The sequence below is a fragment of the Pseudomonadota bacterium genome (assembly GCA_023229365.1).
Lineage (GTDB): Bacteria > Myxococcota_A > Polyangia > JAAYKL01 > JAAYKL01 > JALNZK01.
In genome coordinates this window covers 1-12,047 of sequence record JALNZK010000148.1, presented here as the reverse complement: position 1 = coordinate 12,047, position 12,047 = coordinate 1, and the positions used below count along the sequence as shown (strand labels likewise).

Here is a 12,047-nt window from a genome sequence, read left to right as displayed (position 1 = left end):
ACCGACACCGACACCGACACCGACACCGACACCGATACCGACACCGACACCGACACCGACACGGATACGGATTCCGACTCGGACGCAGACTCCGACTCCGACTCCGACTCCGATTCCGACTCGGACACGGACTCGGACGGTGACACCGACACGGGCACGGACGACGCGGACGTCCCCGGGGGCGCGGTCGACGACGGCTGCGGCTGCGCGACGACCGGCGCAGCGCCGACCGGCAACCTCCTTCGGCTCATCTTCTCGTAGCCAAAAATCGTAGCAAAAAAAAGGGGCAGCCGATCTCCCGGCTGCCCCTGGTGACCCCGAGGGGATTTGAACCCCTGTTTTCGGCGTGAGAGGCCAACGTCCTAGGCCACTAGACGACGGGGCCAAACTGGTTCGGGGACCAGGATTCGAACCTGGATTAACGGGGCCAGAACCCGTCGTACTGCCGTTATACGATCCCCGAACGAACCGAGGGTATTTAGCCAAACGGCGCTGGGCTGTCAAGCTCGTCGACGCGGAAAACTCGCTCACGCGCGGCGCAGGAAGCAGCCGTCCGCAATCCCGGCCGCGGCGCGCCCTCCCGCGGTCTCGGCGACGAACCGCGCCGTCCTCCCGTCGCGGTAGCCGCTCACCCTCTCCTGCCCCTCGCGGCCGAGCGCGCGGTTCAGCCGCTCCATGGCGAGCTCGCGGAGGTACTTGCCCACCATCGACGCCACCGCGATCGGCAGGTGCGCCGCGTCGCCGTCCCGGAGGAAGCGGAGCCTCCCCAGACCGCGCACGTCGTACACGCTCTCGTCGCGCCCCTCGCAAACGACCGCGGCGACCTCGAGCCCCTCCTCCTCGAGCCAACGGCCGTACGACGCGGTGCCGCCGACCTTGCCGCACAAGACGAGGGCGTCGCCTCCCGCGCCCGCGCACAGGCGCCGCGCGACGCTCATCATCAGGGCGAAGTCGAGCCGCAGCTTGTTCATGCCGTGCGCCTCGAGGGCACGGTTGAACGCCCCGGCGCACAGGACGTGGGATGCCGCGGACGAGGGGGCGACTCCGGCCTTCGAGAACCTCTCCCGCACCTCGGGGGCGAGCCCCTTCGATCCCGGCGCCACGCTTCGCGGGAGCGGGAGCGGCTCCCCGCCGCAGATCCCGGGGATCTCGGCCGGGCATGGGGCGGGGTACGGCGCCGGGGCGACGAGCCGCTCCGCGAGCGCCGCGGTGTCCCGCGCGCCCTGCCCGAACAGCTCGAGCCAGCGCAGCACCGCGTCCTCGGCGTCGGCGGCGCGCCGCGGCGAGAAGATCACCTTGGAGTCCGCGGCCGGGAGATCGGGGCCGGCGAGCGAGAAGAACAGCTCCCGGTCGTAGGCGGCCGCCTGGAACGCGGCGCCGGTGACGACCAGCGGGCCGAGCAGCGGGCCGAGCCCGTTCTCGTCGATCCCCGCGATCAGCATGCGCCGGCCGCCCTTCCCTCGACGATCTCCTTCGCGGCCGTGCGCGCGCCGAGGTGGACCGCCGCCAGCGCCTCCGCCCTTTCGAGCGCGGCGCCGAGCGCCGCCGCAGAGCCGTCGAGCGGCTGGAAGAACACCGCGAGGGCGCGCGCGACCTCGCCCTCGATCGAGGTGCGCCGCGAGTCCGCGGTCGGCGAGCCGAACGGGCCCGACGCGTCCGCGACGCACAACCGGCCGCCCACGTGGATCTCGCCGCGGCGGATCCCCTCGAAGCGCCAGCCGTCCGCGCCGATCCGCACCGTGACGACGTCGCCGTCGATCCTGGCCTCGTTGTAGAGCCCGACGGAGAGGAGCTCCTCGAGGCTCACGAGGTTTACGAGATCGACGAGCGGGTGGATCCTGTAGAGCCCGCGCTCCTTGACCGCACGCCGCAGGAGCGCCTCGGAGGACGGCCGCGTCTTCGTCGGGTCGAGCCCGATCGAGCGGTACAGGCGCCGCGACTCCTGCACGCCCGGGATGTCGCCGATCGACGTGCCGCCGTACCGCGCCGCGAGCTCGGCGCAGCGCGCGAGGATCTCGTTCCACAGGGCGTCGCCGCCGTCGCGCGGGGCCTCGATCCCCTCGAGGCGCAGCACGCCCACGCGGAGCTTCGGCCGCAGCTCCTCCGAGATGCGCACCCTCACGCGGAGCTCCCGGGGCCCGCGGCGCCCGTCCCGGATCGCCTGCGGACGAGGCGGAGGAACGTCTCGCGGTTCCCCTTGGGGCCGAGGAGCCGGGAGTCGGCCCTCCCCGCGCACTCGAGCCCGAGCCCCGCCGCGTGCGCCGCGACCTTCGCGATCGCCTCCTCGCGCACCGCCTCGTCACGGACCACGCCGCCCTTGCCGACCTTGTCGCGCCCGGCCTCGAACTGCGGCTTCACCATGGCGAGGATCTCGCCGCCCTCCTCGAGGCACGCGAGCGTCGGGCCGAGGATCAGCGTCAGCGAGATGAAGGAGACGTCGATCACGGCGAGCGAGGCGCGCTCCGGGAACAGCGACGGCGCGATCGCCCGGGCGTTCGTCTTCTCGAGGCAGAGGACGCGCGGATCCCGGCGCAGCGAGTAGTCGAGCTGGTTCGTGCCGACGTCGACGGCGAAGACGCGCCGCGCCCCCCGCTTCAGGCAGCAGTCGGTGAAGCCGCCCGTCGACGCGCCGACGTCGAGGACGACCCTGCCCTCGACCGCGACGCCGAGATCGTCGAGCGCCCCCTCGAGCTTCAGCCCGCCGCGCGAGACGTACGGGTTGTCGTCGCCGCGCACCTCGACGCTGGCGCCGTCGTCCACGAGCGCGCCCGCCTTGTCGACCGGCCTGCCGTCCACGAGCACGGCGCCGGCCATGATCAGCGCCTGGGCCCGCTCCCGCGACGGGGCGAGCCCCCTTAGCGCGACCAGCCTGTCGATGCGCACCTTGGCCACGGGGATCCTCACCGATCGGGCGCCTGCGCCTCGAGCGCCTCGACGTCGATGTACCCGGCGTAGAGGTCGGAGGCGAGGTACTCGGCGTCCTTCGGGTCGGCCCTGGTCGGGATCTTGACGTAGCTGTTCGCCTTCTCCCCGCCGACCCGCGCGGCCGAGGGCCCGTCCGGCCAGGCCGCGATCTCTCGTGGAGCGTGCCCGGTCCGCGTGACCGCCTTGAACCTCGGGCCGTCCGCCTCGATCACGACGGCGCACCCCGTGAGCCAGTCGTCGGCCTCGCCGTTCGCGTCGAGGTCGACCTGGTTGTGGAACAGCACCACGTCGCCGGCCGCCGGCTCGGCGTCGGTGCGGTAGGCGCCGCGCTCGCGCGCGAGCTTGACGAGATCGTCGAGGCCGCTCGACGCGTCCCACGAGATATCGGGCATGACCTTCGCGAGGATCTCGTCGAGATCCCGCGCGCCGTAGCCGTAGTCGGGCCGATCCGCCGTGTCGTCCAGGAGGTTCCTGGCGGCCTCGATCATCCGGGCGCGCACGCCTTCTCCTCCGGCTCCGGCTCCGGCGCCGGCGCCGCCGTCCTCGACGCCTTCCTCGCCGCCCCCCTCGAACATCGCCGGCCATTCGGCCGCGAGCAGCGGGCTCGACGGCAGGGGGTGCTCGAACGCGGGGCCGCTGCAGCCGAGCGCGACCAGCGGGAGGAGCCCGGCGCCGGCCGCGAGGATCGTCCGCCGCGCCGTCATCGCCGCTCCTCCTCGGGTTCTTCCCCGACCAAGTCGAAGACCACCGCCGCGCGGATCAGGATCGTCGTCTGCGCCGTGAAGTCCGCGCGCTGCGTGAGGAACATGTCGAACACCGCCGACGCCCCGATCCTGAACCAGTCGAGCGCCAGGAAGTCGGCGCCGATCTCGAACCGCAGCACGACGTCGTGCTCCACGCGCTCCTCGCCCGCGCACTCCTCCACGGCGCGCATCGACGCGATCCCGGCGGCCAGGAACGGCACGACGCGCAGCACGTCCACCGCGTAGATGATCGACCCGCCGAGATCCTGGAGCCGCGTCCGCGCGATCTCGTCGCCGTAGCCGAGCGCGGAGACGAGCGCGCCGGTCTCGTCCTCGTACTCGAGCGCGGAGACCGGCCTGCGGTGCTCGAACCAGGCGAGCTGGCCCGTGATCGCCAGGCCGAACGCGTCGGTGAGGCCGTAGGTGAGCCGCGCCCGGAGCGCTCCGCCGTTCAGCGAGCTCGGCACCGCGGCTTTGCTGGGTGACGCGATCGAGTAGCCGCCGCCGACCTCGACGCCGAAGAGCCCCTGCCACTCGGACGCGCCGGCGTGCTCGGGGACGAGCGCCACGACGGCAAAGGCGGCCGCGACGAGCGCCGCGCGGATCCTCTCTCCGGAGGTCATGGCACCTCCCCGTAGCGGTTCACGAGCCGGAAGTCGGAGGGGTGCGGCGCCGGCACGCGGATGAACCCCACCGGATCCCTCTCGAGCGGCTCCTTCGCGAGCGAACAGCCGGGCTCGCAAACGAGCGCGTCGAGGTAGTGGAACCGGAGCACGACGTCGGCGTCCGGATCCGTCCCGAAGACCGCGATCTCGTTGTAGTCGACGGCCACGCGGCCGTCGTTCTCGGCGAAGTAGCTCGGGTCGATCCTCGTCCGGTACACGCGGTGCCGGGGGCGGCCGTTCTCGTCGAACGGAGGGATCCCGCCGACCGGCTCGAGGATGTCGCGGCGAGCCTCGATCCGGCGGTCGTACGTGAGGATCACCCACTTCACGGCGTAGTCCTCGAAGTACCGCGCGAGCTCCGCCTTCGGGAGGAGGCCCTCCGGATCGCGGTAGAACAGGTTCGCAGAGGTGTGCTGCTCGTTGCGCGCGAACCCGCCGAGGATCTGCGTCCGCGTGCGCCACGCGAGGTGCTCGGCGAGCACGTGCCACTCGACGAGGACGCGCCCCTGGCCGTCGTCCTGCTCGTTGAGGAATCGCGCGAGGCCGTCCATGTCCTCGAAGTGCGATCTGTGGCGCAGCTCCATCTGCTTGTGCGCGCCGGCCCCGGGGATCGGCGTGTTCTTGTAGTGGCCGGTCAGCACCGGCATCACCTCGTGGAGCGGCGAAAGCGACGGGAGCTGCGCCGGGAAGTAGTAGAGCACGTCGCGCGCGAGCGCCGGGACGGAGACGAGCAGGACGATCCCGAGCGCCGCCCAGGCGAGCCGTGGGAGCTTGTGGAACGCGCCGGAGCGCGCCGTCTCGACGATGAACGCCGCCGCCGGGACCACCGTGAGGAACATGGCGGGCAGCACGAACCTGTGCGGCTGGATCTGCCTGGTCAGCCAGAGGGCGCTCCCGAGGTAGGTCACGGCGAACGCGACGACGATCCCGAGCCCGAGCGGCATGAACCGGTCGTCGCGGCGCCGCCGCCAGACGAACAGCGCGGCGAGCGCGCACGCGAGGCTGAGGAACCGGAACGCCGTGCGGTTGGAGAGGACGCCCGAGACGAGCGGATCGGAGCCGATCAGGCCGAAGTAGTCCGTGAGCAGGTACCCGAGGCCGCTCTGGAAGCAGTAGCCCGAGTCGCGGATGTACTCCCAGAAGCGGAACGCCACGACGAGCCACCACGCGTTCGCCGCGATCGTCACGGCCGCGATCGAGAGGACCCCGACGTGCCGCGCGGCGGAGAGCCGCCTGAACCCCTTGACGTACATCGCCAGCATCGGGAGCGCGACGACGACGAAGATGTACGGGTGGATGAGGTGGCCGACGGCGAGCACGATCCCGCCGATGACGGCGTGGATCGGCCGGCCGTCGCGCAGGAACCTGTACATCAGCGCGATCGCGAGCGTCGCGAGCAGCGCCGCCCCGCCCCACGAGATCATGCCGATCCACCAGCACCACCGCGGGAACGCGTCGAAGAACCACAGGCCGAGGCCGAGGAACCCGGCGGTCAATGCGACCCACCTGTCGAACCCGAACGCCTTGGCCGCGGCGAAGAGCGCCCACGGCGCGAGGAGGTGGACGAGCAGGATGAACAGGTCGAACGCGACCGCCCGCGACAGCCCGAGCGAGGTGAGCGCGTACGTCCACAGCTCCCAGCCCTTGTTGTCCGCGTCGAAGATGGCGCCGTTCGGGTAGCCCGCGAGCAGGTACGGATCGTACAGCCAGCTCTTCCCCCACCTGCCGAACGCCTCGACGGCGCGCCAGGTCTGCTCGATGTGCGTGTCGTAGTCGAGCCAGGAGATCGGCTCGCCGTCGAAGATCAGCGCCGGCTTGAGGAAGTACGCCGTCAGCGCGAGCTGGAGCGCGAGGAGCGCCGCGAGGCACAGCCAGAACGCGGATCGCCGGAGGGCGCCCGAGAGGATCCCCCGGAGCCCGCGCCTCCCGCCGCTCGCGACCGCCTCGTCCATCGCCGGGGAGTATAGACGCGATGCGGGCAAACCTGAAGCGCGAGGAGCTTTGGGGCGCGTCCCGAAAAAGTGTACCTTTTTTTATTATTTTGGCCCGGGCCTTTGACAGGGCGCGGCGAGACCTTAGATTTCCTCACCATGGACGCCTTGCAGACAATCATCGAACGGCGGAGCGCGCGCTCCTTCCTGGACAAGCCGATCCCGATAGAGCTCGTCGATCGGCTGATCGACGCGGCCGCCCACTCCCCGTCCGCGGGCGGCGCGGAGCCGTGGCAGCTCGTCGTCGTGGACGACCGCGGGACGCTGGACCGGATCGGCCGCTCCCACTCGAGCGTCGAGATGGCGGGGACGGCGCCGCTCGGCATCGCGGTGTGCGGCGTTCCGGAGCGAGAGCGGGTGTCCGGGTTCTGGGTCCAGGACTGCGCCGCGCTCACGCAGAACCTGCTGCTGGCCGCGCACGCGCTCGGGCTCGGCGCCGTCTGGACCGGGATCTACCCGATCCGCAACCGCGTGCTCCGCTTCAGGCAGCTGCTCGAGCTGCCCGCTGATGTCGTGCCGGTCTCGTTCGTGCTCGTCGGCTACCCGGCGCGACGCCTCGAGCCCAAGGAGGTCTCGCTCGAGGGCCGCGTGCACCGCAACCGGTGGGGGCAGCCGCTGCCGACTCCGGTCCCCGAGGAGTCGTCCCGGGCGCGGTCCACCGCCTCACACGGCTGAGGCGACGACCTCGACCACGCGCCCCGCGAGCCGGCGCGCCTCGGCAGAGTCGGCCGGGCCGTAGAACTCGGACGGCGTCAGATCCTCGCTGCCGTAGAACGCGAGTTCCCGATCCCGGCGCAGGCTCCGCGAGGCGGCAACCAGCTCGTCGAGGTGCAGCCGCGCCGCTTCCGGCAGCCGCTCCGCGTGCTCGACGAGGAGCGGGCTCACGTCGTGGACGCGCGGCACCTCGATCCGCGCGGCGCGCAGGAGCGCCTTGAGCGCGAGCTCGACGACCTCCTGGGACTCGCGCACGACGTCCGCGTGGGAGCCCTCGGCCTCGAGCACGGCGAGCGCCTTGAGCCGCGCCTTCGCCCGCGCGACGTAGTCCTTCACCAGCGCGTCGTTCCGCATCTCCCCTCCCTAGTCGCGCACCCAATACGGGTGGCCGTGGACGAACCTCCGGCGGACGTCGCCGCCCGCCACCGCGTCGCGCAGCCGGCCGAGCAGGGCGCTCGTTCGGCCGTCCTCGTCGACGAGCACCGCGCCGTCCATCGCCGCCTCGAGCCAGAGGCTGCCGGCCTCAGCCGCGTCGTCGGGCAGCGCGACGACGTGCGGGCTCGGCTCCCGCGCGCACGCCGCCGAGTCGAGCACCCGATCCGCGTCGCGGTACAGGTCGCGCGAGATCCGGGTGCCCGGCGGCAGCACGATCAGCAGGTCGACGTCGGACGCCGCGGTGTCGGCGCCGCGGGCGCACGAGCCGAACAGCACGACCGCGATCGGCCGGACCGGGAACGCGGCGAGCAGCGCGTCGAGCAGCGCCTTGTCGAGCCCGAGCGCGGCCAGCCTGTCGCCCGGCGCTGCGCCGGACAGGAGCCGCACGCAGTGCGCGTTGAGCGACCGCCCGGCGGCCTTCGCCTCGGCCGCGAGCCGCGCGTGCAGATCGGGTCCGACGCGCAGCAGGAACTTTCCGGAACAGATGGTCGGCTTCGCCATTGGTACCATGGTACCATTTCCGGAAAATTAAAACTAGCTCAACGAGTTACCCGACCAGTCCTTCACACTCGTCCCTCAGGCGCAGTCATCGGAGCAGGTGTCCGGCTCGTTCTCCGAGAAGTTGAAGCTCAACGGAGGCTCGAGGAGCTGTTCGACCAGATCGCATGCCTCGCACTGGGGTAGGTTCGGATTGGAGATGATGGTCAGGTTCGGGCAGTTCGCGAGATCATCCAGAGCCAGGCTCGAGAGCGAGTCGTTTCCCTGGATGAACAGGTAGTCGCCGACATCCGTGAGGTTGCCGAGCCCACTGAGACTCATCAGTTGGTCGTTTTCCGAGACGTATAGGTTTCCGCCCACGAACGTGAGGGCGGTGAGGCCGTCCAGGGTTGCTAGGGCGTCGTTGTCGAAGATCTCCGCGTTCCCCCCGACCGACGTGAGGCTGGGCACGTTGGCATTCGTCAGGACGGGGTTGAATTCGACACTGAAGCTCCCGAATGTCGAGTGCAGGGAGCCCATGCCCAAGCTCGTCAGAGCGGCATTGCCGTCGATGATCAACTCCCCGCCTACAGATTCGAGGGCGCTGAGCCCAGCGAGGCTCGTCAAGCTCGCGTTTCCGCCGATGACCAGGGAACCCGCCACGTCGTGCAGGGCGCTCAGGCCTTCCATGCTCGTCAGTACGGTGTTCTCCTCGACAATGAGATCCTCACCGACCCATTGAAGGTTCGGCAGATCCACGCTCGCCAGCATCGATGCGGTGATGGTCAGATCACCGCCCGTGAGGCAGAGGTACGGCTCTAGCTCCTCCACGTCGGCCGCGTCTGCAACCAAGAAGTCTCCCCAATAGCACTCCGTGTCCGTGGGTGGGTCGGTGTCGTCCGTGTCGGTGTCGGAGCTCGTGTCCGTGTCCGCATCGGAGTCTGTGTCCACGTCCGTGTCGGTATCAGTATCAATATCGACGTCGGTGTCGGAATCCGAATCGGAATCGACGTCAGTGTCGATGTCGGAATCCGAATCTGTGTCGGTGTCCGTGTCGATTCTGCTCGTCGTTTTTTTTCCATGGCTGTCCCAGCATGAAGTCGAAACGGTACATGCAACTACCGCAACTGCCAGTGCTCTGAAAACACTATTAGTATTCTCCATTGTCCCTGCCTCTTCTTTCCTCATCAATAACCCCACTATTCCATCCGGAAACATGCGAACAATGTAGAGCGTCACTAAGACGGGTATTTCATCGCTGCAATCAAGGCCACATGTCATTAAAAGTCATGTAGGAAACCACCGCAAATTGTCTTACAATATCACCCTCATCGGTAAAGAAAAAAACAGTTTTCCGGACTTCCTCAGTTGTGGAATTGTAATAGACCAATGAATATCCATCCGACCAATCTTCCCAGCAATATGAGGTAAAATCAGAATCTGATACGAAATCAATGTCATCCGGATCAGAGTAGTTACTTAATTGCGACCAACTCCCACTGTCAGAATCCAGGTCTCCTGAGTATCGACGTAATGAAATATCATAGAAGCCATCGGTTTCATCGGTCGCATCACCATCCTTGTCCTGAATGTAAACACATACTTTGTCGCACAATTGATAAGATGACTCAAAAATGGTAGTGGTAGTAAGCTCGGAATTCATCTGCATACTATACGTAGGTGATACCCCACTTCTAAAACACGCAAATTGATACCAGAGACTGCTATCAGCATTGGCGGAACTCAATCCAAAAAGATACGTGAACAATGCCACAAAGAAAAAGCGAGTCGTTCTCATGACATCCTCCTCGATGCGTGAAATTCAAACGCTTTCAGGACCCCCTGCGAGCCGACAGACCCCCGTACTACGAATTCGTTTAGACTATACCACAACCTGGAGGAGGCGCGCATCAACAACATCAATAGCTCGAAGGCCGGATTTCGAGGCGCCCCCGCCCCGCCGGCGTGCTACAACACCCCCATGACGCGCGCTCTCGCGATCGTCCTCCTGCTCTCCCTCGCCGCGGCGTGCGGCGCGGATGACGCCGCGAAGCCGCCGGAGAAGAAGGCCGCCGCCGCGAAGCCGGTACCACCGCCGCCCGCGCCCGTGACCCGGCCGCTCCTGCTCGTCGGGATCGACGGCGCGACGTGGGATCTCATCGATCCGCTGCTGCAGGACGGCGCGCTGCCCAACCTCGCGAAGCTCCTCGAGAGCGGCGCGCGTGCGCCCCTCAAGACGTACGAGCCGACGCTCTCCCCGCTCATCTGGACCACGATCGCGACCGGCGTCCTCCCGGGGGTGCACGGCATCCGCTCCTTCGCGGCGCCGGTGCCCGGCACCGGGAAGACGGCGATCGTCTCGAGCAACATGCGGCGCGTGAAGGCGCTGTGGAACCACCTCTCGGACCAGGGGACGACCGTCGGGGTCATAGGCTGGTGGGCGACCTACCCCGCCGAGGAGGTGAACGGCTTCGTCGTCTCGGATCAGGCGAACGACATGCGCCGCGACAACTACATGCTCGCGCTCGATCTCGACGTCTCGGCGGGCGAGAAGGCCGCGGCCGATCCCCGCGCCGTGTGGCCTAAAGAGCTCGGCGCCGAGATCGGAGGCGAGCTCGCCCTCCCGACCTCGATCACGCGCGAGCAGCTCGCCCGCTTCTTCGAGCTCCCGGAGGGGCGGGCCGATCTCCTCGACGAGAAGAACGTCGACGACGAGGACATCCTGTCGGTGTTCAAGTTCGCGTACCTCATCGACGCGAGCTTCCTCGAGGCGGGCGTGCGCGCGCTCGAGAAGCGTCGGCCGACGTTTGCGGCGATCTACCTGAACGGCCTGGACGCCGCGGAGCACCACTTCTGGAAGTACATGGCGCCGGAGAAGTTCCGGGACGTGCCGGCCGCGGACGTGGCGCGGTACGAGGACGTCATCCGCAACTACTACATCTACATGGACGAGGCGCTCGGGCGGCTGCTCGCGCTCTACCCGCTCGACACGGCGACGGTGATCGTCGTCTCGGACCACGGGCACGTCGCGAACGCCGCGTACGACCCGAAGTCCAAGGATCACTTCGCGCGCGTGTGCAGCGGCACGCACGACCGGGCGCCGCCCGGCGTGATCGCGATCGCCGGGAAGGACGTCGTCCCGGGCGCCGATCTCGGCGGCGCGTCCGTCCTCGACATCACGCCGACGGTGCTCGCGCTGCTCGGCGCGCCGGTCGGCGAGGAGATGCCCGGCCGCGTCCTCGAGCAGGCGATTTCGAAGGAGTTCCTCGAGGGGCACCCGATCCGGAGGGTGAAGGCGCTCTCCAAGGGCTGGAAGCACTCCGACGCGCCGATCCCGTCGCGGATGAACGAGGCGCTGCAGGAGAAGCTGCGGGGGCTCGGGTACATCGAGTAGTCAATCGTCTTCGCCACCACGCCTAAAGCCGATCCTCTTCGCCGCAGGCTTGGAATCGAGGATCAGGTTCTTGATCTCCCTCACGATCGCCTCCAGCTCGGCATCGTGCTCGTCGACGCGATGCTCGAGCTCGTTGAGCTTCGCTCCGATTTCGAACCCGTTCGAAGCGGCTCTGCGCATGGCGACGAAGGCGCGTACGACGAGCACGCTCGTTCGAACCGCGTCCTCGCTGTTGAGGACACTGGCGGCCATCACGGCACCGTGCTCTGTGAAAACCAGCGGTAACATTCTGGAATACTTGATCTTCTCGAGGTGATCACAATTCGTGATCACCTCGGATCTCTCGGCGGCCGTCAATCGAAACGCGAAGTCCTCCGGGAACCGACCCGCGTTCCGCCGGACCGCCTGGTTCAACGCAGCGGTCGTCATGCCGTACAACCTTGCGAGGTCGGCATCGATGATGACCTTCCGACCTCGGACCGAAAGAATGACATTGTTCCACCGCTCACTCGAGCGTTTCAAATCTGTTTCGCTCACAGCGATCATCCTCCGTTCTGGCTGCCCGGCTCCGGATCTGAATCCAGATCTCCTGACCTGGGGTGAAGGCTAAATGTCCGGTGGATCGTTGGCCGGAGGTTCTGGCGCGGGTCTCGGACCCGGGAAGGCGAAGCTCGATGGCGGCAGGGGGAGCACGTCGAAGAGG

Annotated in this window: 14 protein-coding genes and 2 tRNA genes; 3 read left to right on the top strand and 13 right to left on the bottom strand. The window is 68.1% G+C overall.

Going from position 1 to position 12,047, the window contains the following annotated elements; translation table 11 throughout:
* On the top strand, positions 1 to 261 hold a 261-nt coding region (locus M0R80_28300; GenBank protein ID MCK9463540.1), incomplete at its 5' end, for a hypothetical protein.
* 48 nt (positions 262 to 309) lie between these two features.
* Here the strand turns inward: M0R80_28300 and M0R80_28295 are convergent.
* The 8 genes from M0R80_28295 to M0R80_28260 all read right to left on the bottom strand — a co-directional run bounded on the left by M0R80_28295 (position 310) and on the right by M0R80_28260 (position 6,285).
* Positions 310 to 385, bottom strand: a tRNA-Glu gene (locus M0R80_28295).
* Positions 386 to 389: 4 nt separating this feature from the next.
* A tRNA-Gln gene (locus M0R80_28290) sits at positions 390 to 463 on the bottom strand.
* Between the two features lie 64 nt (positions 464 to 527).
* The gene (locus M0R80_28285) at positions 528 to 1,442 is read right to left on the bottom strand and encodes a hypothetical protein (protein ID MCK9463539.1); all 915 of its coding nucleotides are present in this window, start codon (positions 1,440 to 1,442) and stop codon (positions 528 to 530) included.
* Positions 1,436 to 2,122, bottom strand: a complete 687-nt coding sequence (locus M0R80_28280; GenBank protein MCK9463538.1) for a phenylalanine--tRNA ligase beta subunit-related protein — start codon at positions 2,120 to 2,122, stop codon at positions 1,436 to 1,438. The genes M0R80_28285 and M0R80_28280 overlap by 7 nt, the downstream gene beginning before the upstream one ends.
* Entirely contained in the window at positions 2,119 to 2,904 is a 786-nt protein-coding gene (locus M0R80_28275; protein ID MCK9463537.1) for a TlyA family RNA methyltransferase, read from the bottom strand. Before M0R80_28275 ends, M0R80_28280 begins: the two co-directional genes overlap by 4 nt.
* Positions 2,901 to 3,629 carry a hypothetical protein gene (locus M0R80_28270; protein ID MCK9463536.1) on the bottom strand — a complete coding sequence of 243 codons (729 nt, stop codon included), beginning with the start codon at positions 3,627 to 3,629 and terminating at the stop codon, positions 2,901 to 2,903. The genes M0R80_28275 and M0R80_28270 overlap by 4 nt, the downstream gene beginning before the upstream one ends.
* Positions 3,626 to 4,291, bottom strand: a complete 666-nt coding sequence (locus tag M0R80_28265; GenBank protein ID MCK9463535.1) for an outer membrane beta-barrel protein — start codon at positions 4,289 to 4,291, stop codon at positions 3,626 to 3,628. The genes M0R80_28270 and M0R80_28265 overlap by 4 nt, the downstream gene beginning before the upstream one ends.
* Entirely contained in the window at positions 4,288 to 6,285 is a 1,998-nt protein-coding gene (locus tag M0R80_28260) for a hypothetical protein (GenBank protein MCK9463534.1), read from the bottom strand. Before M0R80_28260 ends, M0R80_28265 begins: the two co-directional genes overlap by 4 nt.
* A gap of 138 nt (positions 6,286 to 6,423) precedes the next feature.
* On the opposite strand from M0R80_28260, the gene M0R80_28255 reads away from it, so the two are divergent.
* Positions 6,424 to 6,999 (top strand): nitroreductase family protein, encoded by a 576-nt coding sequence (locus tag M0R80_28255; protein ID MCK9463533.1) that lies wholly within the window; start codon positions 6,424 to 6,426, stop codon positions 6,997 to 6,999.
* Here M0R80_28255 and M0R80_28250 read toward each other — a convergent pair.
* From M0R80_28250 to M0R80_28235, 4 genes are all read right to left on the bottom strand, one after another.
* Positions 6,988 to 7,392 (bottom strand): HEPN domain-containing protein, encoded by a 405-nt coding sequence (locus tag M0R80_28250; GenBank protein ID MCK9463532.1) that lies wholly within the window; start codon positions 7,390 to 7,392, stop codon positions 6,988 to 6,990. The genes M0R80_28255 and M0R80_28250 overlap by 12 nt on opposite strands.
* Before the next feature lie 9 nt (positions 7,393 to 7,401).
* Positions 7,402 to 7,974, bottom strand: coding sequence for a toxin-antitoxin system HicB family antitoxin (locus tag M0R80_28245; GenBank protein MCK9463531.1), 573 nt, complete (start codon positions 7,972 to 7,974; stop codon positions 7,402 to 7,404).
* 75 nt (positions 7,975 to 8,049) lie between these two features.
* Positions 8,050 to 9,114: a hypothetical protein gene (locus M0R80_28240; protein ID MCK9463530.1), complete on the bottom strand. Its 1,065-nt coding sequence runs from the start codon at positions 9,112 to 9,114 to the stop codon at positions 8,050 to 8,052.
* Between the two features lie 100 nt (positions 9,115 to 9,214).
* Entirely contained in the window at positions 9,215 to 9,748 is a 534-nt protein-coding gene (locus tag M0R80_28235) for a hypothetical protein (GenBank protein ID MCK9463529.1), read from the bottom strand.
* Between the two features lie 183 nt (positions 9,749 to 9,931).
* Here M0R80_28235 and M0R80_28230 point away from each other — a divergent pair, with 183 nt between their 5' ends.
* Positions 9,932 to 11,344, top strand: a complete 1,413-nt coding sequence (locus M0R80_28230; GenBank protein MCK9463528.1) for an alkaline phosphatase family protein — start codon at positions 9,932 to 9,934, stop codon at positions 11,342 to 11,344.
* Here M0R80_28230 and M0R80_28225 read toward each other — a convergent pair whose 3' ends face one another.
* Complete coding sequence (locus M0R80_28225) at positions 11,345 to 11,890, bottom strand: ORF6N domain-containing protein (GenBank protein MCK9463527.1); 546 nt, start codon at positions 11,888 to 11,890, stop codon at positions 11,345 to 11,347.
* Positions 11,891 to 12,047 lie beyond the last annotated feature (157 nt).